This is a genomic window from Paenibacillus sp. JSM ZJ436 (genome assembly GCF_044383795.1).
GTDB lineage: Bacteria > Bacillota > Bacilli > Paenibacillales > Paenibacillaceae > Paenibacillus_AQ > Paenibacillus_AQ algicola.
On record NZ_JBISEO010000012.1, the window covers coordinates 78,519 to 101,888 of the forward strand.

Below are 23,370 nucleotides of genomic sequence, written 5' to 3' on the forward strand. Positions count from 1 at the left end.
TAAGTACATTCTATACAACAACCATAAACCAAGGAAAGAGGATGATCAGCATGCAAAAAACATTCAGAATTACAGACGAGGATGGCATCCACGCACGTCCGGCTACAGCACTGGTGAACACGGCGAACAAATTTAAGGACACAGAATCCTTTGCAGAAGCAAGCGGCAAAAAAGTAACCTTGAAATCGATTCTAGGCGTACTATCCCTGGGTTTGGAGCAGGGTGACAGCCTGACTCTGATCTCCGAAGGGCCTAGCGCCGAGGACGCGCTGAACGCACTGGCTGAAGTGATGGTGAACGAGGGGCTGGGAGAGCTCAATGACTAACATCAAGGGTATTGCGGCCTCGGCCGGCATCGCCATTGCAAAAGCATTTATTCTGGAGCACCCGGACTACACGGTCAAGCATACTCAGGTTGAGGATGCTGACCGTGAAGCCGCCCGGCTGGACGATGCGCTGAGCCGCTCCAGAGCGGAGCTGGAGGACATCAAAAGCCGCACGCTGCAGGAGCTGGGAGAGAAGAAGGCGGAGATTTTCGAATCTCACCTTCTGATCCTGGACGACCCGGAGCTGATTAATCCCGTCAAGGATAAGATTCGGGAAGAGTCGGTAGCTGCCGAATATGCTCTGAATGAGACAGCGAATCAATTTATCGAGATGTTTCAAAATATGAAAAGTGCTTATCTTCAGGAGAGAGCAGCAGACATGCGGGATGTCACCAAGCGCGTGCTAAAGCATCTGCTGGGGCTGAATTATGTGAGCCCTTCGGAAATTTCCGAGGAGGTCATCGTAATTGCCGAGGATTTGACGCCTTCGGATACAGCGCAGCTAAACCGTAATTTTGTTAAAGGGTTTACCACCAATATCGGGGGACGCACCTCGCATTCCGCGATTATGGCACGCTCTCTGGAAATTCCAGCTGTTGTTGGAACTCAGTCGATACTGTCCAGTGCCGAAAGCGGCGATCTGATCATCGTTGACGGACTGGAAGGGCTCGTGCTCATTAATCCAGATGAAGATACCGTAGCCCAATACCGTGACAAGCAAGAACAGTATGCCAAGCAGCTGGAGGAGTGGAGTAAGCTTCGCGGAGAGCCGACCATCACCCAGGATGGTGTGCACGTCGAGCTGGCTGCAAATATCGGTACGCCGAATGACGTGACCGGAGTGCTGGAGAACGGCGGCGAGGGCGTAGGACTTTACCGCACAGAATTTCTGTATATGGGACGGGATAAGCTGCCTTCTGAAGAAGTGCAGTACAATGCCTACAAATCTGTTCTGGAAAAAATGCAGGGCAAGCCGGTTGTCGTCCGAACCTTGGACATTGGCGGCGACAAGGAGCTGCCATATCTGGATCTTCCCAAGGAAATGAATCCATTCCTGGGCTTCCGGGCCGTTCGCTTGTGCCTGGATCGTCAGGATCTGTTCCGAACCCAGCTGCGTGCTTTGCTTCGTGCCAGCGTCCACGGGGATTTGCGGATTATGTTTCCGATGATTGCGACGTTAGGTGAATTCCGGGAAGCGAAGGGACTGCTGGAGGACGAGAAGGCCAAGCTTGCTGCAGAGGGCATTGCGGTGTCAGACCGCATTCAGCTGGGCATTATGGTGGAAATTCCATCAACGGCTGTCATGGCGGATCAGTTCGCCAAAGAGGTGGACTTCTTCAGCATCGGCACCAATGACCTGATTCAGTATACGATGGCGGCAGACCGGATGAATGAGCGGGTCTCTTACCTGTATCAGCCGTATAACCCGGCGATTCTGCGTCTGGTGAAGATGGTCATTGACGCTGCTCACAAGGAAGGCCGCTGGGCGGGCATGTGCGGGGAGATGGCCGGAGATCCGCTAGCCATTCCGCTGCTGCTCGGTCTGGGGCTTGATGAGTTCAGCATGAGCGCAACCTCAATTTTGCCGGCCCGCAGTCAGATTTCACGGCTGTCTAAGGCCCAGATGCAGGAGCTGGCGTCTAAAGCGCTGGAGCTGCGTACGGCAGAAGAGGTCGTAGAGCTGGTAGAGAGCACCGTTTCCCAATAAGGCATAGGCGCATTTTCCTTTTTCAATTTTTCAAGGTTGACTTCTACAAACCACATTTAAGGTATTCTTTGCTCTTTCATAGAGCGAGGGATACCTCTTTTTTACATACTTTTTCAAAAATATAAAAATATGAAGGGGGCTTTTATGCTAAAATGAGAGTAATCTGCAAGCTGTCTAAATAGGACTGAGCTATTGGCAGGCTATGCAGAAGTCTTATGGATGATGCGGAATTTTCCGATAAAAGACATAGGCCCGAACTTGCCTAGCGCCTACGGCATAGCATAAATATATATCCTATTTTTTGAGTCCGCAGGTCTGTCTTATCAATCAGGCGCCCATACTAGAGCTTAGAATCTACATTTAAAGTGACGGTGATGATGATGAATAGGGACATGATCCAAGAGATTACTGATCAGAGGTTTGGCCTCATCTACAGTGCTGCATCCAGCACATTCAGATTGTGGGCTCCATCGGCTGCTCAAGTATCGTTGATGCTGTATAAAAATGACGGCGTCGAGGGGGGAGAGGCACTCCTGTCGCAGTCCGGGGGCAGCGAGCATCCGATGCTCATAAAGGGTAACGGTGTTTGGGAAACCAACGTGAGCGGCGATTGGGCCGGCTGGTATTATATGTACCGGATCCGGCAGCAGGACGGGCAGCTTCATGAGGCTGTGGATCCCTTCGCCAGAGCTGTCAGCGCGAACGGTCGCCGCGGAGCCATCGTGGACCCTGCGCAGTGCAGCCCGGACGGCTGGGAGAGCGATACCAGACCGCCGCTGGCCTCACCTACGGACGCTGTGCTCTACGAGCTTCATGTGAGAGATTTTTCAATTTCGCCGGATTCCGGCATGACCTATAAAGGAAAGTTCAAGGCATTTACAGAAACAGGCCTGCGCGATGAGGCCGGGAACAAGCTGGGCATTGATCATCTGGTGGAGCTGGGTGTGACCCATGTGCATTTGCTGCCGATTTTTGACTTCAAGACCGTTGACGAGCTGATCTCCTCCTCCAATTGGGACCCGGAAGGCGAATATAACTGGGGATATGACCCCCAGCATTATAATGTGCCCGAAGGCTCTTACGCCACGGATCCGCGAAGGCCAGAGACCCGGATCGTGGAATGCAAGGAAATGATTCAGGCTCTTCACCAGCATGGGATCCGGGTCATTATGGATGTGGTCTACAATCATACGTATTCTGTCGAGGAAGGTCCCTTTGAGCCGATTGCACCGGGGTACTTCTACCGCCAGAATCATGACGGGACGCTCTCTAACGGCTCCGGCGTCGGCAACGAGCTGGCTACAGAGCGGCCGATGGTTCGGAAATTCATCAAGGATTCTCTCCGCTACTGGGCCGAGGAATATCATCTGGACGGTTTCCGCTTTGATTTGATGGCGTTGATAGATACCGAGACCATGGTTCAGATTGTAGAGGAGCTCCGCCGGGAGGTGGCTCCCGATCTCCTGATCTATGGCGAGCCATGGACTGGAGGCGGCAGCCCGCTGGCGAACCAGACGGTTAAAGGAACACAACGGGGCAAAGGGTTTGCCGTGTTTAATGACGATTTCCGGCATGCGATCAAGGGGGATAATGACGGCGGCGGCAAAGGCTTTGCTACCGGTGAAGCCTGGTATGAAGGCGCCGTCGCGGAGGGTCTTATGGGTTCTATCCATGATTTCGCGCTGGAGGCGTCGGAAACCGTCAACTATGTAACCGTGCATGATAACCTCAACCTGTGGGATAAGGTGCTGGTAACGATGGGGAAATGGGATGAAGCCGGGTTTATCCCGCTGCAAGACGGCCGGCCGCACGACGGAAGTCCGCTTATGCCAAAGATTGCTGCTGCCACACCTTATGCAGACGTGGTAGAGGGAGAGGCTCTTGCATCCGAGGCGGTGAAGCGCAGCCTGCTTGCCAACAGCATGGTGCTGCTCTCGCAGGGAATTCCGTTGATCCATGCGGGAGATGAGTTGCTTCGCACGAAATATGGCGATCATAACAGCTATCGCAGCGGGGATGCCATTAACGCAATTTCATGGAGCCATAAAGAGCGGTTTACAGAGGTCTTTCGATATTATCAGGGACTCATTAGGCTGCGGCGCCAGCATCCGGCTTTTCGGCTGAATCGCAGAGAAGAGATTGAGAAGCATATGGAAATCATCCGCTGCAGTGACCGCGTCGTAGCCTACCGTCTCCACAGCCACGCCGGAAATGACGAATGGAAGCAGATCGTAGCTGTGTTCAATGGCGGCGTGGAGGCTGCCAGTGTGGAGCTGCCGCCGACCCCATATGGCTGGAATGTTGTCGTTAATGAGCGGGAGGCCGGTACAGAAGTGCTCTCCACGGCAGACGGTGCTGAAGTGACCGTACAAGGTCTGTCTTGTATGGTATTGTATGAGGATCCGGAGCGGCTGAAGTCGGATCTGACCGAGGTTCACGTGAAATACGACCGGGAGGATGGGGATTACGCCGGCTGGAATTTGTGGGTCTGGGGCACGGGAGTTCAGGACGGCGAGGTTTCACTGACTCCTCGGGAAGACGGGGATGCAGGAGCCGTGTTCTATACTGCGGCTGACGTGAAGAAGATTGGCTGTATCCTCAGACTGAATGAATGGGAAGCCCGGGAATGGGAGCAGGACCGCTTTATTACCGTTCCGGAGGGGGAGAAGACCATCCGTATTCACATTCACAGCGATGGTGTTGATATTCGCCCCCATAATCTCAGCGGCAGGGCATCCTAGAAGCCCTTCCATGTTCATGTATCTTCAACGTCTACCAGAGAATTCGGACATAAAAATGCCGCTTTGCAGCTGCACCTGCAAAGCGGCATTTTTATATATTTAAGAGAGGGGTACATATCATTACCCTGCATCTCTGAGATGAAACGCTTACCTCAAAAATGATTACCTACCAAGGAGAAGGGGTAATGGATACATAAGCTTGTTTCGTATAAGGAGGATGTTAAAGATGACGTCAAAAAGAAGCAGTGTTCAACTGGAAGCTGAGGTTCGAAATGAATTTACACGCGCCTCCCGGCGTACCATTCGGGAGAACGGCGGTGTTCCGGCAGTTGTATATGGAGCAGGCACAGAAAGTGTTCCTGTAACCGTCGATTTGAAAGAGGCGGCCAAGCTGTTTTATAAAGGTCGTTCAGAATCCTTTAAGCTAAATATTCAGGGCTCTGAATCTCTGCCCGTGCTGATCAAGGATGTACAGCAGCGCGCCGGCAAGGTGGTTCATGTAGACTTTCTCCATATTTCCATGAATAAGCCGGTTCGGGTCACGATCCCGGTCAGCTATCAGGGTGAAGCAGTAGGTACCAAGAATGGCGGCACCTTGCAAACGCAGGTGACCGAGCTTGAGGTAGAAGGCTTGCCGGGCGATCTTCCAAGCTCCATTGAGGCAGACATTTCTGCACTGGATGTCGGAGATAAGATGACGGTGGGAGATCTTCAGATTCCGGAGAAGATCACACTCCATGCCGAGGATGAGGAGGTTCTGGCCTCCGTGATCGTTCCTCGTCTGGTTGAGGACACTGAGCCGCAGGAAGAGACCGGCGAAGAGGACGCAGAAGCCGGCAGCGACAGCGCGGAGGAAGAACCACAGGAGTAGCTCCGCCAGATACAATCATAAAAGAGCAGCCCGGCTTGGAATTAAAGTTCCAAGGGCCGGGCTGCTCTTTGTCATTATTTCGTCTAGCGTGCCATCCATCCGCCGTCAACGCACAGCACATGTCCGTTGACATAATCTGCTGCTGCAGAGGCCAGGAAGACCGCTGGAGCCCCGATATCCTTCGGAGTTCCCCAGCGTCCCGCTGGAATGCGATCTGTAATGGAGCGCAGACGGTCAGGATCATTGCGGATTTGCTCCGTATTATCGGTTTCGATATAACCAGGAGCGATTCCGTTAACCTGGATGCCGCTGGAGGCCCACTCGTTCGCCAATGCCTTGGTAATACCAGCAATGCCATGCTTGCTCGCTGTATAGCCAGGAACATTGATGCCGCCCTGATAAGAGAGCATGGAGCAGATGTTGATGATTTTGCCGCTGCCGCGTTCAATCATATGGCGTCCCGCAATCTGGGACAGGAAAAAGGCAGAGTTCAGGTTCAGGTCAATGACATCCAGGAAGTCCTGCATGCTGTGATCCTTAGCCGGAGTCCGGCGGATTACACCAGCGTTGTTCACAAGAATATCTATATGTCCTGTCAGCTCCAGCGCCTGATCGAAGGCTCCCTGCAGCTTGTCGCGGTCGCTGAGGTCCACTTCAATGCCGGAGGTGCTTCTTCCTAATGAGCGAATACTGCTCATTGTGTTCTCGCTGCTATTGTAAGATACGCAGACTACATCTGCTCCCGCTTCTGCCAATGCAACAGCGATCCCTTGGCCTAATCCGCGGGCTGCTCCGGTAACAATTGCGGTTTTGCCGCTCAAATCAAATACACTCACGTGCTTCAGCTCTCCTTCGTTATAATTCTGTAGAAATCAGGAATACGTGCTTATTCATTCGTTCGGCTTGAGAATCGTGACTCCAGCCTGCTCATACACCTGTCCGATGTCGGAAGGCAATTCCCGGTCGGTTAGCACAGCGGTAATTTCGTTCAGGCGGGCAAAGGTACGCAGAGCCGTCTGTCCAAACTTTTGGTGATGCACCACCGCGTACACCTCCTGTGCCGTACTGACCAGCGCTTGCTTGAAATCGATCAAATCGCCGGTATAAATCGTAAGGCCATGCTCGGGATGAACACCTGTTGCCGATATGAAAGCCTTCTGGATATTAAGCTGGCTGATATATGCAGCAGAGTCCGGGCCTGCCAGCATATTGCGCACCCGGTAGCCTCCGGGGACGACCAGGCGGATCGCATCCTTGGCGGCAAGCTCGCTGATAATGTAAACATCATTGGTCACGACCGTCAGCGGCTCATTGGGCAGCCGCTTGGCAATCGCCAGCGTAGTGCTTCCGCCGTCCAGCGCGATAATGTCGCCTTGTTGAATCCGGGCCAGCGCCATCTCGGCAATGGCTGCCTTTTCATCGCCATGCTTGGTCAGCGGCTCTTTGGCCGGGAGGATGCCGAATTGGTCGCTCTGGGCCAGGACCGCTCCGCCATGTACGCGAAGCAGCAGGCCCTGTTCTTCCAGACGGGTCAGGTCCTCCCGAACGGTTTTCCCGGAAACCTCCAGCTGATCGCTCAGCTCGGAGACGGTAATTTCCTTGCGGGTGAGCAGCAGCTCCATAATTTTTTCATATCGTCTAATCGGGTTCATGTAGATAATCCACTCTTCCTTAATGAATTGCGCCGGGGTCTTATCTTAATTCCTTCATGGATACAGGGTCCATATCGTCATAACGCTTGTTGTCTCCTGCCATTCCCCATACAAATGTATAGTTGCTTGTACCTACGCCGCTGTGGATAGACCAGCTCGGGGAAATAACGGCCTGCTCGTTGCGCATCACGATGTGACGGGTTTCGGAAGGCTGTCCCATCAGATGGATAACAGCTGCATCCTCTGGAAGGTCGAAGTACATGTAAGCTTCCATCCGGCGCGGGTGAGTATGGGCTGGCATTGTGTTCCACATATTGCCTTCCTTCAGCAGGGTCATGCCCATGACGAGCTGAGCGCTGTCGATGCCCTTCTGGTGAATAAAGCGGTAGATGACGCGGTCGTTCGAGTTCTTGATGTCACCCAGTGCACTGGAGTCTGCCTCTTCCAGCGTAGCCTTGGCTGCCGGGAATGCCTTATGCGCCGGAGCAGAGTTCAGATAGAATTTGGCCGGCTTAGAAGCATCGCTGCTCTTAAAAATAACGTCTTTAGTGCCCATACCGATATACAGGCATTCTTTGTGGTTCAGTGTGAATTCTTCTCCGTCCGCCGTAACGGTACCGGTGCCGCCTACGTTAATAATACCAATCTCGCGGCGCTCCAGGAAGTATTCCACGCCCAGCTCCTTCATGTCTGTATCCAGCTTCACTTCACCTTGTACAGGGTGAGCGCCGCCGATAATCAGGCGATCCTCATGGGTCAGCACAAGCTCCAGCTGATCGGGTGTAAACAGGGTAGGGATGTGAAACTCCTTGCGCAGTCGGTCAGTATCAAATTGCTTAACCTCATTCGGGTGCGAAGCAAAACGTCTCTCCATGATTCATTTCTCCTTTATGATCAATTAATGATGAACAAACAGGTTCATATATGTACAAATTACTCCATTTGAGTTCATATTGCAAGTCCGAATTATATTCTAGTATGGTGGAAATATAGGAGTCGTCTGAGTGATATTAGAAATGGTTAAGGATAGATAACACAATCTATTCGGAGGTGCGTCTTTGATGGAGCGGGCTTTTTGGAAAGAAGGAGTGGTCTATCAGATTTATCCCATCAGCTTCAAGGATTCGGACGGGGATGGGCGCGGCGATCTGCGCGGTATTTTGGAAAAGCTGGATTATTTACAGGGTCTCGGCGTTACGATGCTGTGGCTGGGCCCTGTATGCAAGTCGCCGATGGAGGATTACGGCTACGACGTCAGTGATTATTATGAAATCAATGAGCCGTTTGGCACAATGGAGGATTTCGAGGAGCTGCTGCGAGAGGTGCATGCCCGGGGGATGAAGCTGTTCATGGACCTCGTTATAAATCATACCTCGGATCAGCATGCCTGGTTTCAGCAGGCCTCTTCCAGCCGGGAGCATCCGCGCCGCAGCTATTACATCTGGAAAGATGGAGTGGCCGGGGCAGAGCCGAACAACTGGATGTCTTTTTCCGAGGAGTCGGCATGGAAGCTGGATGAGCAGACCGGCCAGTATTATTTGCGAATTTTCGATGTGACTCAGCCGGATCTGAACTGGGAGCATGCTCCCATGCGGCATGAGATGTATGAAATGATCAGGTATTGGCTGGACAAGGGAATTGACGGTTTCCGGCTGGATGCGATCAATATTTTGTCCAAAGAACCCGGATTTCCCGATGCTCCGGCAGAGGATCCCCATCCGCGAGGTCAGCGCTATTTCAAGAATGGACCAAAGGTCCACGATTATTTGCAGGAGCTGCATACAGAGGTGTTCTCTCAATATGAGAACATCGTAACCGTGGGTGAGGCACCGAGCATTTCTATGGAGGAAGCGGTGTGCTACTCCGCTCCAGAACGGAAAGAGCTTAGCATGGTGCTGCTGATGGAGATGATCGGCATGGATGTGGAGCGCGGAAACCCGTGGAAGGTGCGGAGCTGGAGGCTTCAGGAGCTGAAGGATATTGTGAACCGGTGGTCCAAAGAGGTGTTTGGAAAAGGGTGGTATGGCACGTATCTAAGCAACCACGATCACCCGCGGATGCTTCCGCGCTATGGCGCAGATGGGGAGCTGCGGGAGCTGTCGGGCAAGATGCTGGCGACTTTTTTGCATACTATACCCGGAACTCCCTTTATGTATCAAGGGGAAGAGCTGGGCATGACCAATGTGAAATTCTCCTCCATTCAGGATTATCGGGATAAGAATACCCTTGGCTTCTACAAGAGGATGGTGGAGGAGGAGGGGGCTTCGGAGCAAGAGGTCCTCGACATGATTCATGCCCGCAGCCGGGACAGCGCCCGTACGCCGATGCAGTGGAGTGCTGAAGCGCAGGCCATGTTTACGAGCGGTACGCCCTGGATCCCGGTGAATGACAATTACAAAGATATTAACAGTGAGGAGAGCATGAAACGCCCGGATTCTCTGTTCCACTACTATCGCCGGCTAATTGCCTTGCGCAAGGAGCAGCCCGTGCTGGCCTACGGAAATTTCAATATGCTGCTGGAAGATGAGGAGCATATCATGTGCTACACGCGAACGTATAAGGAAAAAACATGGCTGGTGCTGCTGAACTTTGCAGATCACGAGGTTACGACACGTTGGCCTGAAGGGTGGAAGAGAGATTCCGGTCAAGCTGTGGCGGTGCTGGGAAATTATGAAGGACTGCCGGCAGTGGAGGAAGGAGGGCTCTACAAGCTGAAGCCGTTTGAGGCTGTAATTGTTGAGGGGGAGACTCGCGCGCCCCGCTAGCACATGTGAAAAAGGATGACCGAGAGTGGCTAAACCATCTCGGTCATCCTTCTTTAGGCTTCGTCCTCGTCCGGTAAATATCCCGGTCTGCGATCCACTGTTTCATTGCCGTGACTGTTCTCTCGCTTCATCTCTTCCTTGTCTTTATTCTCGAGAATGCCGCCGACGACATCGTCAATCATATCTGTAGCTCCGTGGTCAGGGCGGTCCGGCTCCGGAATGGGATCTACTCCAGGAAAGCGGCCGTCATAATGTGGATTTTTGTTAGCCATGTCACTCATCCTTTCTTCTTGGCCTATCTAGGATTGCCCGTTGAAACGTCAAGCATGTATAGTGGGCTTTGGAGATGCCTAATATCAGATGGGGCTGTGCTTTTTGTGGTATAAGTAACGAATAAACCGTAACGGGATTCCTGAATCAGTAACCGAACAAGGAGAGGTGCCAAGAGCAGCCGAGCCGCTGTATTTTGCACAATTACGGGTTGACGAATGATCTATAATCAGCGAAGATCATGTCAAAGGCTTGCCATAGCGCCTGTTCGTTCATGCTATACATCAAGAGAGAAGGAAGGGAATCAAGAATGAAATTGTGGGAAAAGAATATTCCGGGGATTGAGCTGGAGGAAGAGGGTTCATTCGAGCCATATATTGTTCCACATGTCGTGGAGTCCGCTTCACCCCATGCTGCTGTCGTGGTGTTTCCTGGAGGCGGTTACTTCCGCCGGGCCGAGCATGAGGGGGACCCCATCGCGGAGTGGCTGAACAGCCTGGGCTTATCTGCTTTTGTGGTTCACTACCGCGTGAAGCCGACCAGATATCCGTATCCGCAGATGGACGGCATGCATGCCGTCAAGCAGATCCGGCACCGCGCTGCAGAATGGAACATTGATCCGGCCCGGATTGGCGTACTAGGCTTTTCGGCAGGCGGGCATCTGGCTGCTACCGTATGTATTCAGGCAGAAGAAGGACAGCCGGATGCAGAAGACCCGGTTGACCGCGTCAGCGCTCGACCGGACTTCGCCGTGCTGTGCTATCCCGTGATCTCCTTCACACAGCATCGGCATGAAGGCTCGGTCACCAATCTGCTCGGGGAGCAGCCATCGGAAGAGATGATTCGTAAAATGTCGGGCGAGCTGCAGGTAACTTCAAACGTACCTCCAACCTTTTTGTGGCATACTGCTGATGACGCTGCTGTTCCGGTGGAAAATAGTCTCATGTATGCAAGCGCTCTCTCTGCTCAGCAAATTCCGTTTGAGCTCCATGTGTTTCCTCATGGTCGTCATGGACTCGGACTGTCGGAGGAGGACCCGCAGGTTGCACAGTGGACCGGCTTGTGTGCGGAGTGGCTGCGAAGAATTGAGGTTCTTTAGACTTGTGAGCTGAATTTCACCTGTAAGGATGAAGAAACATCACAAACGCCGGATAGACGATGAACCTCGTCCTCCGGCGTTTGTGATTACAATATTACGTACTGTGGCAGACTTTACCAAGCGTTTGAGCCCAAAGCATCCAGGGTAGCTTGAATAAAGGCTGGCTCGTCCTCCGGAGTACGGGACGTAATCAAATTACCGTCCGTTACCACTTCTTGATCCACGAATTGGCCGCCGGCTTCGCGAACTTCGTCCTGAATGCCGGGATAGGACGTCAGCGTACGGCCTTTCAGCAGGCCGGCCGCCGCCAGGATCTGCGGACCATGGCAGATGGCCGAGATCGTCAGCCCTTTCTGATCCGCCTCCTGAACAAAGGCTTGAATATCCTTGTCGTCCATCAGATGGGATGGAGATTTACCGCCCGGAATAATGACCGCAGCATAATCGGATGCCTGCGCGTCTTTAACAGCCAGGTGGGATTGGTAGGATACCGAGCCCTGCTTGCCTGTTAGCTCCTCATTTTCCTTCAAGCTGATAATTACGTTATCGTGGCCATTTTTGATCATAGCCTCATATGGGTTTTTCATTTCCGAGTCTTCAAAATCGTTAGCCAGCAAAAATGCAATCTTCTTTGCTTCAGTCATGATCGGTCACTCCTTCCTAAAATCATACTGTACAGTGTGCACCAAGAAAGGCGCGTACATGCTTTTTTTACCCGCTGGGAAGGAGATTCAAGCAAGAGCGGCCCATCCGCTGAGGAAAAACCGTTGCTGCACGGCTCAGCAGGCGTGATGCAGTGCCATAAGAATAGGAACTTTTTCACGTACAGGCACGACTGGGCTCCTGCCCACATACAATGAACAGACTGGAAACCGAGCGCGGCAAGAGGCCGGTTGCATTGTATTCTTCAGGAGGTGTCCCCTGTGCCTGGACTGTTTACCGCTATTGCACTGTTCATCAAAGAGCTAAGCCTGTTAGTGTCGTATGTGAAAAACAACGCGTTTCCCCAGCCCCTGACCGAAGAAGAGGAAGCGAAGCATCTACAGCTAATGGCTGAAGGTGACGCAGCTTCGCGTAATAAGCTGATTGAGCACAACCTTCGGTTGGTGGCTCATATTGTGAAGAAATTTGACAACACCGGCGAAGACCTGGAAGACCTGATATCCATCGGCACCATCGGCCTAATCAAAGCGATCGAAAGCTTCCGAACGGGCAAGGGAACGAAGCTTGCAACATTTGCCGCTCGTTGTATCGAGAACGAAATACTTATGCATTTGCGCAGTTTGAAAAAAACGCGTAAGGATGTATCCCTGCATGATCCGATCGGCACAGATAAAGAAGGCAATGAAATCACGTTGATCGATATTCTAGGAACCGAAGCGGACGATATCGTGGATAAAGTGCAGTTAAAGATCGAGAAAAGCAAAATTTACCGCAACCTCGATATCCTGGACGACCGGGAGAAGGAAGTGGTCATTGGGCGATTTGGATTGGAGCATGGCGGAGAGGAGCGCACCCAGCGGGAGATTGCGAAGGAGCTGGGGATCTCGCGGAGCTATGTTTCGCGGATTGAGAAGCGGGCGCTCATGAAGCTGTATCATGAGTTTTATAAGGCGAAGCGATGATGGAGTATGGAATTTAAGTCGGCTGTGCCAACGTGAAGCAGAGGGAAACCTCTGCTTTTTTCGCATTCATGTGGTACTGAAAGAATGTGCGGTGTGAGCAAAATGATCCAATATTCCTGATGATAAATTAATATTTTTTTGATTGAAATTTCTCAAAATGGTTAACTACACACTATGCCTTTATATAATCATATTTTTCCTAGTCTTTTAGAACCTTTTTTATAGTTGAAAAGTTGGAGAGTGTGGTTAGGGCAAAATAACCAGCACGGAGGATTGATCAAATGCAACAAAGAAAGCATCTTAAATTATTAGCAACTCTAGTACTTGCAGTGACAAGCACAGCTAGCTTGCCTTATGAAGTATTGGCGAAGACGGAGTCTAACCTGCTTGACGCTTCTTTGCCAGCACCCTCGGTTTCAGAAGCAAAGAGGCCAGCGAAGGAGGAATTACAGACCCCGCAAATTGAAAAAGAAGAGGTCAGCAAACGCACACTTTACAGTAAAAGATATCTTTTGAGTGACGGTAGTTACAAAGAAGTTATATCGCTGACTCCTTTGCATTATCAAGACAAGGAAGGAGTTTACCAGGACATTGTACTCGATTTTGAAGAAAAGATTCTTCCGACTGTGTCTGACAGCGTCTATAAAGAACCAACACTCCAAGAACTTACTCCACAAGAACCTCTCGACGAACCAATTGAACAAGAATTTATATATACCTCCCAAACAGTTCCGTACAGCATAGAAATACATAAATCATTTCAAAAAGGATTTAGTTTCGGACATAATGGCGGCCTAATTTCGTTTCTCCCCTTAAATACGATCCCTGCTGATGTAGATAACAGCCTGCTAAGTAAAGGAAAAGCAGGATTTAAGCAGGTCTGGACAGATACAGATGTGAAAATAAATTTAACTCCGAGTGGAGTTGTCCAATCCTTATATTTAAAATCTGACCAGGCACCGTCTCAATTCAATTTTGAACTTAAAGACAATGTCGAACTATTTGAATCTGGAGCATTGAGGCTGGGTCAAGCCTGGGTGCAGGATGCTAGCGGGCAGACTAGACAAGTCACTCAAAAAGTAATACAGGAAAGAGACTCCAGTATTCTGGAAATCTCATACGATAAAAATGGCCTGGTTTACCCGGTTATGCTAAGTAGTAAAGTCAGTTTATCCTCGTATTCACAAGAGTCAGGCGATCACAGCACCTCGATGCAGTTTGATTTATCTATGCTGCCGAAAGAAGTTAACATTCTGGAATCATCGCTGTCATTCAATGTATTGGATTTGAGTGCAGTAAGCGAACTGCACGTTCTACGCAATATAGAGCCAGTGGCGTTAAATTCAGATGCTGCAAGCCAGCTCTATGAAGGTGATGCGGACAATACTTACGGACAACAAACACTTTCCGACACAGGACTACAGAGCATTGAATTAGAAAAAGATTTGCTAACTGGCTGGCTCTCGGGAGAATTTGATAATTACGGACTGAAGCTGCAGTTACAAGAACAGAATGAATTCATTTCTCTCTCCTCTGCAGATGAAGCAGATGCTTCATTAAGACCGATGCTGCAAATTTACTACACCGAAGGAATGCTGGACGTTCAAAGTGTGATTCAGACAGCCATGCTCTTTACCTATTCCTATGACGAACAAAACAGGCTGCAGTTTATTGACTTTCCAACCGGCGACCGAATCCGGTTCACCTATGATTCCAGTGGTAATTTGATCCAACGGGAATTTGTACCGGTTCCTTAAACAGGGCGTAGACGTCAAGTTTCATCATCTCAATTCAAGTCGAGTACTAGGCATTATTCCATAGAAATGAGGAGAACAATCCGTGAACAAAAATATCTTAAAGTTTATAAATATATGGCTGACGATCAGCTTACTGCTGATTCCTATCTCGACTCCACTGGCATACGCAGCAGAAGAGGAGTTGCCATTAGTCACAGTACCATCTGACATTCCGTATTCCATCTATGAAATAGCAGGGAACACACCATACTCTGGTTTACATGAAGGAGAACAAATATCTGAGGTATCCGGTACTCTCCGGAGAGTAGAGACGGATTTTTCTCTTCCAGGCAGAAATAATCTGGATCTCACGATACAAAGAATCTATCAAAACAGTAGTTCTATGATTTGGGAGCCAAACGCCACACCATCTACAAATAGCTCAGGTGATGTCGTTTATTCAAATGAGAACGAATACTATACGTACCATGAGAAAACATCCAATCTGGGGATCGGATGGTCCTGGGCATTCCCATCCATTGAACAGCGGGAAACAATGAGTTACCTCCATTTTGGAGACGGCACTGTCTATCCCATCGCTGATGGAGGTGAGGGACTGGTTGGTTATCCACTGCACGACGTAACCTTTGGTCCATCTTCCGAGTTATTGACCACCCAGGATACCTCCGGAACAGAGGTTAGTGAGCAGGCTGCATACAAATTAAGCGATACGATGGGAACCGGAGTGTATTTCAACGCCACGGGCCAATGGATTGGAACGAAGGATGTGTATGGCAACGTCATTCTGGTTCAATACACGAATCAACAAGTCAACGAACAACAGTCTTTTCCACAGATTGATAAGATCATTGACACTTTAAATCGTGAAATTACGTTTGAGTACACGCCGGAATCCGTGGTGATTACTTATGCACCTGGCAAATCCTATACGTACAACAAGCGGCTCATCACCAACACGAACAAGAAGCGGGCTTTAACTTCTGTCATGAATGAGAATCAGGAAACGGTTGCTTATAGTTACAGCAAAGATGAAGGCCGCTTTGATTACGATACTTCAGACTCCGAACCGGAAATCAAAACCACCTATAATAATTTGGTTGAAGTCCAATATCCGACAGGTGCCAGTTCGGTATACAAATATACATCAGAGCCTGCTGTAAAGCGCATGGGCAGCAGTGGAACACTGCAATATTTCCGTGTGGCTGAGCGGTACGAAGAGATGCGGGAGAGCATCGATAAGAAGAAAAATGTCATTGCTTATGATTATTCCGATACCACGGACTTTTCCGACCCATCTGTCCAAAGTTCTATGGTGAGATGGCGTTCAATCAGCAATCCTAACGATCCAACACATATTGAACGCGTGGAAAAACTGGCAGGAAGCTACACGCTTAACGCCGACCATCAGATTATTCATTCCGTTAGGGAGAAGGACGGCGAATATAAGCAGGAAATCGATACTACGTATGATCCGGCAAGTAAACTTGCGCTGTCTGTCACGGAATCCAATACGGATTATACGGTGAATCCTCCGCAAACTGCAGCCAAAACCTTTACCTATATGTACGATACATATGGTAACGTACTGAGTTCTGCCGATCCGGCTGGACATACCCGTCAGTATACGTACTCCACGCAGTATCCTGGGCTCCTCATCAGCCAGAAAACATTGGTTTCAGGTATTACTGTGGACGATGTTGCTTATACAGAGGATTCGCAGTATCCACAGATCAACATGGAGACTAGAACCTACAAGGACGACAATGGACAAACTGCGCAGCTGGAGACTTCGTATCAGTACGATAGTTATGGAAATGCAACAGATATATCTTTAGCGCTTGAGGATGGCAAGGTTCAGCATACAGAGATTGAATATGCAGCAGCGGTCAAACACGCTTACCCGACCAAAATTAAGCAGCACGTTACTCAGAATGGCACCAATAAAGTGATAGAGGAGCGATATGAGTACGATCTCCCAACCGGCCGTGTAACCCGTTATTATGACGGCAATGCCGTCCAGAAGGGAGCACCAGAAGATGCGGGTCAAAGCTATGAGTATGATCCTGTAGGCCGTTTGACTAAAATTACACATCCAAGATTACAGAATGAAGCAGCTTCAAGCTCCAGTACTTACAGCTATACGTACGATACGATTGATCAGATGATGATTATGCAGCATAGTGATGAGGAAGGACGTCAGACGAAGCAGATCTATGACGCAATAGGCAGGCCGTATCAGATTCAGCTTCAGCAAGAAGACGGCTTCTATCCTATAGAAACCAATCATTACAATGACCTTGGCGAGCTGGATTACACCCAGGATGGCGAAGGACACAAAACCTATTATGAATATCATGCCAATGGAGACCTGAAATCCGAGACGTCAGCCGAAGGAAGAGTACTGGGGTTTGCTTATAATGCTATGATGGAACAAGCAACTACCACCACAGACTACGGTGAGAAAATCACGACGACAACCGACGCCATTGGACGGGAAACAGAAACGAAGCGGGAGGATGGCATTACCGGCAGTACCATTAGCCATGGAACAGCGTATGAAGTGAACGGCGATCCGTTTGCTGCCCAAACCACCGATGGAAACGGAAGCGTAACAAGCTTTACTGCAAACGGACTGCACCGTCTGCAAAATGTGACCCAATCCGTTGATGAGCAGCAGCTTCAGACCACATATCAATATAACAAGCTGGGCAGCCTGACATCCAAGGTGTTTCCGGACCTCTCCAATATAGCCTATAGCTATGATGAACTGGGCCGCCGATTATCCAAGCAGGACTCGGTGCTGGGCACGGAGATGTATACCTATGACGACAACCACAACATCACGGGAGGAACAACTCGAAACGCGAAGTCGGTCCTGAATCAGTTTGATGAACGAAATCGTCTTCAAGCCTGGAGCAGTGGAGACAAGAACGGCAGCTTTACGTATTATAAGAACGGTCTGCGTAAATCGATGACGGATGAAACCGGAACGACGCAGTATGTTTACCAGAAAGACAATCTTTTGCAAAAGGTTACTTATCCGGACGGAAAGACGCTGGAGTACTCCTATTATAAGAATGGCCTGCGCAAAACCATGAAGGATCCGTTCGGGGTCATTGCCACCTATATATACAACCAGGACAACCAGCTCAAAGAGGTACGGACGGGCGGCAGCCTGGAAGCGGAATATATCTATCGGGATAACCTGAACACTACAGATCTGAATTATAAAAAATCATCACAGCTGTACCAGACCAAGCTGGCTAACGGACAGCTGATAACCACCTATCTTCGGGATGGATTTGGCCGTCTGAGCACGCTGACCCAATCGGGACCCGCATTTACCGAAACCTATGAATACGGGTATGATAATAATGGCAATATCGTCCATCGAACCGAAGGGATCCGAAGCGGACAATTCACTTACGATGCTTTGAACCGTATTCTTACCAGCACGGAAGGCAGCGAGATCTATACCTACGATGCCAAGGGCAACCGCCTGACACTGCAGTCCAGTATTCAGATGCCGCATACGGACAACGTAGAGTACACCTATGATGATGCCGAGCAGCTGAGCACCGTCCAGCGCGGAGGGGCTGAGGTCACGTATCGGTACAACGGCGACGGCCTGATGGCCGAGCGGACAGAGACGAAGGATGGCGTTTCTTCAACCACCCGTTACTACTACGATGGAGAGAATATCATTGCAGAGGGAAGCGTCCATGCCGGGCAGGTGACCTTTAAAGCCCGCTATGTGCGCGGTGCACAGCTCATTTACCGGGAAGATGCCGAGGGCAAAGCCTACTATTTGCAAAATGGACACGGCGACATCACCGCACTGAGGCTGGCGGACGGGACGCTGGTAAGTGAATATGCCTATGATATCTGGGGCAACCCGCTTCCAGGAAGCGAGCAGCAAGCCGGAACAGAGAATCAGGTAGAGAACCCATTCCGCTACTCCGGCGAGTACTGGGATGAAGCCACGGGTCTGCAGTACCTGCGAAGCCGCTGGTATGATCCGGGACTAGGACGGTTTATCCAAGAGGATACATTTGAAGGATATATGAACCGCCCGAGCAGCTTGAATCCGTATGTGTATGTGGAGAATAATCCGCTGACTTATGTGGATCCTTCAGGTCATTGTGGGGTATTGCCAAATGAGAACTTTTACGATTGTAACCCAGCGGATTCTGTACTTCTTAAGATGAAAATTCAGTATGAAGAAGCAAGTAATAAGAAAAAAGCAGAATTAAGTGATAAAGCTACTAGGATTAGAAACATCATTGGGCGTTATGATGAAAGAAACAACCCCAATGGTTACACAGTTACATCTTCATTGGGTCTGGATTACTATACTGTTATTGATGTAACCAAAAAACTAAATGGTTTAATGCTACAATACGAGTATATGTACTCTGAAAGGACTGATAATAATTTCGCTCAAAATCTAGAGGATTTTTACAATATTGTAAGAAACAAAGCGGTACTGGATTTAAAAAATCAGCCTGGCTGGCAACATTCTCATTTTATTTATACTGGTGAAGTTATTGATAAGGATGTTCCAGGGAATATTTCTTATGGCTACTTTGGGAAGGTAATGAATATTCCAGATCTTGTTTTGACTGCTGGCGCTGGGTTTGCACAAATAGATGCTGGAACTATTTCAATAAATGGACTAGACTTCACTAGTTTTGGTGACGATCCAAGGGATACCAGAAGAATTTTACAGGGTATAGAAATTTATAAAAAATGGCATAAATAGATAAAGGAGAATGTATGAAATCACAAACATTATTAATATTTATAACAATTCTATCTTCTATGTTATTAACATCCTGTGATAGTGATTTATGCACTAACGATGTTGTTGAAAAGCTCGACTCGCCTGACAATAGCAAAAGCGCTGTAATCTTTATAAGAGCGTGCGGTGCAACAACTGACGAATCTTATCAGTTGTCAATTCTTGAAGAAGGGGAAGATTTAACTAATCAAAAAGGTAACATTTACATTTCAAAGGGCAATTTCGAAGTGGATTGGAGTAATAACAATAAAATTCATGTTTCTTTTTATTCGAGTGAAGTTTTTAAGCAAGAGACGCAATTTCAAGATGTGGAAATAGAATATGAATATAAAAAAAATATTGAGTGATGACATATTAATGACTACAAGGCGAATGATTAGTGCCTTGTGGTTTTTTTTTTATGTTTTCCACAGTAGGACCTGAATGAAAGACCCCACACTTTGTCAAATGTAACGGTGCCTAGCATCTAAATTAAAACATAAATTCAATATCCCGAAAATTAGAATTGGCTTTGAGCCAGCATCTGATGATGATTGGTGCTTGTTAAAAATCGGTTATGAAACCGTTAATTTTGAGAGTTGATTGTGAGAGCGTCCATGCCGGGCAAGTGACCTTTAAAGCCCGCTATGTGCGCGGTGCACAGCTCATTTACCGGGAAGATGCCGAGGGCAAAGCCTACTATTTGCAAAATGGACACGGCGACATCACCGCACTGAGGCTGGCGGACGGGACGCTGGTAAGTGAATATGCCTATGATATCTGGGGCAATCCGCTTCCAGGAAGCGAGCAGCAAGCCGGGTCAGAGAATAACGGACCAGAGAATCCGGCAGAGAACCCGTTCCGCTACTCTGGCGAGTACTGGGATGAAGCCACGGGTCTGCAGTATCTGCGAAGCCGCTGGTATGATCCGGGATTGGGACGGTTTATCCAGGAGGATACATTTGAAGGGTACATGAACCGCCCGAGCAGCTTGAATCCGTATGTATATGTGGAGAATACTCCGCTGACAAATATAGATCCAACGGGACACTATTGCGTTTCGGCAGACGGAAAATATGCTCACGCAGGTACATGTAATTTGGAGGGTTCAGTTTATCTTGGTGAGGGCAAAGAGTTTAGTGGTCGTCCAGTTCTTTGGAATGGGGTTATGACAGGAACAATTAGGAACAAAGCTACAATTCCTTCTTACCAAGTCAAGCTTAATTATTGGACGACATATACAAATGACTATTCCTATGTTCGCTGGCTTGCAGGAGATAATAATTACTACTATAACTTAAACAGGGATACTCAATTAGAACTTAGACAAAGATTGTTATCTAACTATATGTCTGAACAAATAGAACAGGGGTTTCCAAACTTTATTGATGGCTTTATGTGGGGAAAGTCATTAGCTAAGAAAGGTATTACTACACTATTAGGGGCGAAAAAGGGTACGCAACTGAGGGGCGGTTCTAAATCAAGTAGGGACAACTGGTATGGTTATGACAAAAATAAAGAGTTTGTAAGATGGTGGCACAGATCAGGTAAAAAAGAATTTGGCGGTAATGATTTTGATAATAAAAATGAAATAAAATCAATCTATGAATATTGGATTCAGATGGGTAAACCTAAAGTTAAATAGGGGAGTGACGTTATGGAGATTCATATATTAGACGATCTTATTCGTGAAGGCAAAATCGATGAGGCTATAGAAATAATCAGATTAATTAGTGAGAATAAAGACGAGTCGTATCTTGAGGTACTGTTAAATAACCTTAAGGCTACAGATAATAATATACTGAGGAATGAAATAGCTATTGCCTTATCTGATATTGGTAATGAAAAAGCGGTAGATATTTTGATAGGGGTATTAATTCATCCTAAGACTACAGGAAGTAGAGGAACATTGTTGTATGCACTAGAGAACTTTGACTACACTGCACATATATTCACTATTGCAGGTTTTATTGGTTCTTCAAGTCTCGAAGTCAGTATGCAAGCTTTTTTATTGCTTGAATATGTAATAGACGAGCTTTCAGATAAACAAAAAGAGCAATGCAAAAGTATTCTTGAATCAACGTTTAAGAATACTGAAAATGAAATCCTTAAAGAAGCATTAGAGTTGCTAGAATAAAATGAGTATAAAAATATTTAAGGAAAGAATTTTAACCTTGAAGGTGCTCCCCTTCAGGGTTTTTCTTGTGTGCCTTAAACATAGCAAGGGATTGTTTAGATCAAGTCATACAGAAATCCCGTTATTAAGCTGCTTGTGACAGCATGCTTTCACGATAAATAGCTGGCGGCCAACCTCCTAGATTGGAGATTTAGATCCACCGCCTGTTGTAGTAGACCATCTAGCTAAACGTGATGCCATTCAAAGCATGAGTGGTACGGGACGTTGTTATAATAACGCAAGAATGGAGAGTTTTTTTACTACGCTCAAGAAAGAAAAGCTGTACAAGATCAAAACGGAGCGCTATCCGATGGCCTATATTAAATCGATCATCTTCAGATACATCATTCCGCGAGCATTTTTTGCTTTACAGGCATTCTCAAAGGCTTGAACGCAGAGTTTCTTGCGCATATTGTCGTCCATCGCAACCCCCACGATCTCTCCATTAAAGCAATCCAGTACCGCGGACAGATATAGCTTCCCGTCTGAACAAGGAACTTCGGTGATGTCCGATAGCCACTTTTGGTTGAGTGCTGAGGATCTGAAGTCTCTCTGAATCAGATCGCTCTATTGAGCTGCAGCATCCTCACGTGTAATGCCGTTTGGATGACGCTTCACTTTTTTCAGCAGTCCGTGCTTCTTCATGATGCGATAGACGGTACTGTAGCTGGTCGTCACACCTAATTGTGACAGCCTCAGCAGAATACGCTGGACACCGTAATTGCTTTTGTCTTCATGTTCTCCGATGATTTCTTTAATCTTGACCAGAAGGCGTTGCTGCGCTCCTGATTGGGTCCAGGCTTAAGCTACGATAGTAGCTCGATTCGCTGACAGCTAGCACGTCGCACATCTCCTTTACGGTCTATCGATCCCGTCGTTCACGGATGTAAGCATAGAGCTGACGTGACTTTACCGCTTCCGGTCTTTTGCGAAAAAACCGAGTGCATCCTTGAGAATTTTATTTGCTCGGCGTAGCTCGCCAATTTCTCGTTCTAGTTCAACTTCACGTGCAGTTTTATCGGCAGACACATAAGCACGTCCGTTCCCGATATGCGCTCCGTCGCCGTGCAAGGTTCTTCGCTTTCTCCATTCCTGCAAGGTATAGTAGGATACGCCTAACTGCTCGGCGGCTTTCTTTGATCCAATCTCATCACTTCATCTTACGGCTTCTTCTTTGAATGCTTTATCGTACCGATTCATTGTTACTCGTCCCCTCGCTTGTTCATTTTATTTCATACGAGGGTGTTTATCGACTGCATTATTATCGTAGCACTCCAGCCAAGAGCAACCGTCGACCCTGCAGTCCAGTATTGTATTTGGCAATCGAAAAGTGCCGAGTTTTGCAATGATGTTTTGAATCAAAAACAGCAAATGGGGTAAGGTTAAAGGTGGCTCAGATCAAATTAATCAGGCAGCACTGAAGCATTTAGAGGAGATTCTTGATGCACCAGGAGATTTCATTATAGTTACTAACTCAACTTTCGCAGCTTAAATTTGGCAGATAAGCCTTGATATAACTGGGCAAATCGGCAATCCATTGCTGTAGTTGTGTTTGAATGAGTTTTGTCATTTTCTTATTTGCTTTCTTAGCCACATCCTC

General features: G+C 48.4%; 19 protein-coding genes. 12 read left to right on the plus strand and 7 right to left on the minus strand.

The genetic code is table 11. The features are described 5' to 3' along the window. Positions 1-50: 50 nt before the first annotated feature. From ACH6EH_RS15225 to ACH6EH_RS15240, 4 genes are all read left to right on the plus strand, one after another. A complete protein-coding gene (locus tag ACH6EH_RS15225; protein ID WP_138225160.1) occupies positions 51-326 on the plus strand; it encodes an HPr family phosphocarrier protein in 276 nt (91 codons plus the stop codon). After that, positions 319-2,034: a phosphoenolpyruvate--protein phosphotransferase gene (gene ptsP, locus ACH6EH_RS15230; RefSeq protein WP_397332943.1), complete on the plus strand. Its 1,716-nt coding sequence runs from the start codon at positions 319-321 to the stop codon at positions 2,032-2,034. Before ACH6EH_RS15225 ends, ptsP begins: the two co-directional genes overlap by 8 nt. A gap of 392 nt (positions 2,035-2,426) precedes the next feature. Continuing rightward, on the plus strand, positions 2,427-4,775 hold the full coding sequence (pulA, locus tag ACH6EH_RS15235) for a type I pullulanase (protein WP_397332944.1): 2,349 nt from the start codon (positions 2,427-2,429) through the stop codon (positions 4,773-4,775). A 226-nt stretch (positions 4,776-5,001) separates the two neighbouring features. After that, positions 5,002-5,646: a 50S ribosomal protein L25 gene (locus ACH6EH_RS15240; protein ID WP_397332945.1), complete on the plus strand. Its 645-nt coding sequence runs from the start codon at positions 5,002-5,004 to the stop codon at positions 5,644-5,646. Positions 5,647-5,729: 83 nt separating this feature from the next. Here ACH6EH_RS15240 and kduD read toward each other — a convergent pair whose 3' ends face one another. From kduD to kduI, 3 genes are read right to left on the minus strand one after another with little or no spacing between them, the layout of a single operon-like run. Continuing rightward, a complete protein-coding gene (gene kduD, locus ACH6EH_RS15245; RefSeq protein WP_397332946.1) occupies positions 5,730-6,482 on the minus strand; it encodes a 2-dehydro-3-deoxy-D-gluconate 5-dehydrogenase KduD in 753 nt (250 codons plus the stop codon). 54 nt (positions 6,483-6,536) lie between these two features. Continuing rightward, a complete protein-coding gene (locus ACH6EH_RS15250) occupies positions 6,537-7,298 on the minus strand; it encodes a DeoR/GlpR family DNA-binding transcription regulator (protein ID WP_397332947.1) in 762 nt (253 codons plus the stop codon). A 40-nt stretch (positions 7,299-7,338) separates the two neighbouring features. Next, positions 7,339-8,172, minus strand: a complete 834-nt coding sequence (kduI, locus tag ACH6EH_RS15255; RefSeq protein ID WP_397332948.1) for a 5-dehydro-4-deoxy-D-glucuronate isomerase — start codon at positions 8,170-8,172, stop codon at positions 7,339-7,341. A gap of 187 nt (positions 8,173-8,359) precedes the next feature. Between kduI and ACH6EH_RS15260 the strand changes: the two genes are divergently transcribed. Then, complete coding sequence (locus tag ACH6EH_RS15260) at positions 8,360-10,063, plus strand: glycoside hydrolase family 13 protein (protein WP_397332949.1); 1,704 nt, start codon at positions 8,360-8,362, stop codon at positions 10,061-10,063. A 53-nt stretch (positions 10,064-10,116) separates the two neighbouring features. On the opposite strand, the gene ACH6EH_RS15265 is transcribed toward ACH6EH_RS15260, so the two are convergent. Further along, a complete protein-coding gene (locus ACH6EH_RS15265; protein ID WP_397332950.1) occupies positions 10,117-10,335 on the minus strand; it encodes a hypothetical protein in 219 nt (72 codons plus the stop codon). Positions 10,336-10,643: 308 nt separating this feature from the next. Here ACH6EH_RS15265 and ACH6EH_RS15270 point away from each other — a divergent pair, with 308 nt between their 5' ends. After that, the gene (locus ACH6EH_RS15270) at positions 10,644-11,432 is read left to right on the plus strand and encodes an alpha/beta hydrolase (RefSeq protein ID WP_138225171.1); all 789 of its coding nucleotides are present in this window, start codon (positions 10,644-10,646) and stop codon (positions 11,430-11,432) included. Between the two features lie 113 nt (positions 11,433-11,545). On the opposite strand, the gene ACH6EH_RS15275 is transcribed toward ACH6EH_RS15270, so the two are convergent. Beyond that, entirely contained in the window at positions 11,546-12,076 is a 531-nt protein-coding gene (locus ACH6EH_RS15275) for a type 1 glutamine amidotransferase domain-containing protein (protein ID WP_138225172.1), read from the minus strand. A 279-nt stretch (positions 12,077-12,355) separates the two neighbouring features. On the opposite strand from ACH6EH_RS15275, the gene sigK reads away from it, so the two are divergent. The 6 genes from sigK (at position 12,356) to ACH6EH_RS15305 (ending at position 21,731) form a co-directional block, all read left to right on the plus strand. Next, on the plus strand, positions 12,356-13,057 hold the full coding sequence (gene sigK / locus ACH6EH_RS15280; protein ID WP_138225173.1) for an RNA polymerase sporulation sigma factor SigK: 702 nt from the start codon (positions 12,356-12,358) through the stop codon (positions 13,055-13,057). 281 nt (positions 13,058-13,338) lie between these two features. Next, complete coding sequence (locus ACH6EH_RS15285; protein WP_397332951.1) at positions 13,339-14,814, plus strand: hypothetical protein; 1,476 nt, start codon at positions 13,339-13,341, stop codon at positions 14,812-14,814. Between the two features lie 82 nt (positions 14,815-14,896). Beyond that, positions 14,897-19,576 carry an RHS repeat-associated core domain-containing protein gene (locus ACH6EH_RS15290; RefSeq protein WP_397332952.1) on the plus strand — a complete coding sequence of 1,560 codons (4,680 nt, stop codon included), beginning with the start codon at positions 14,897-14,899 and terminating at the stop codon, positions 19,574-19,576. 14 nt (positions 19,577-19,590) lie between these two features. Next, positions 19,591-19,962, plus strand: coding sequence for a hypothetical protein (locus ACH6EH_RS15295; protein WP_397332953.1), 372 nt, complete (start codon positions 19,591-19,593; stop codon positions 19,960-19,962). Positions 19,963-20,171: 209 nt separating this feature from the next. After that, complete coding sequence (locus ACH6EH_RS15300; RefSeq protein ID WP_397332954.1) at positions 20,172-21,239, plus strand: RHS repeat-associated core domain-containing protein; 1,068 nt, start codon at positions 20,172-20,174, stop codon at positions 21,237-21,239. A gap of 12 nt (positions 21,240-21,251) precedes the next feature. Then, positions 21,252-21,731, plus strand: coding sequence for a HEAT repeat domain-containing protein (locus ACH6EH_RS15305; protein ID WP_397332955.1), 480 nt, complete (start codon positions 21,252-21,254; stop codon positions 21,729-21,731). A 354-nt stretch (positions 21,732-22,085) separates the two neighbouring features. On the opposite strand, the gene ACH6EH_RS15310 is transcribed toward ACH6EH_RS15305, so the two are convergent. Beyond that, positions 22,086-22,331, minus strand: a complete 246-nt coding sequence (locus ACH6EH_RS15310) for a DDE-type integrase/transposase/recombinase (protein ID WP_397332958.1) — start codon at positions 22,329-22,331, stop codon at positions 22,086-22,088. A gap of 6 nt (positions 22,332-22,337) precedes the next feature. After that, the gene (locus tag ACH6EH_RS15315; protein ID WP_397332959.1) at positions 22,338-22,538 is read right to left on the minus strand and encodes an IS3 family transposase; all 201 of its coding nucleotides are present in this window, start codon (positions 22,536-22,538) and stop codon (positions 22,338-22,340) included. Between the last annotated feature and the right edge of the window lie 832 nt (positions 22,539-23,370).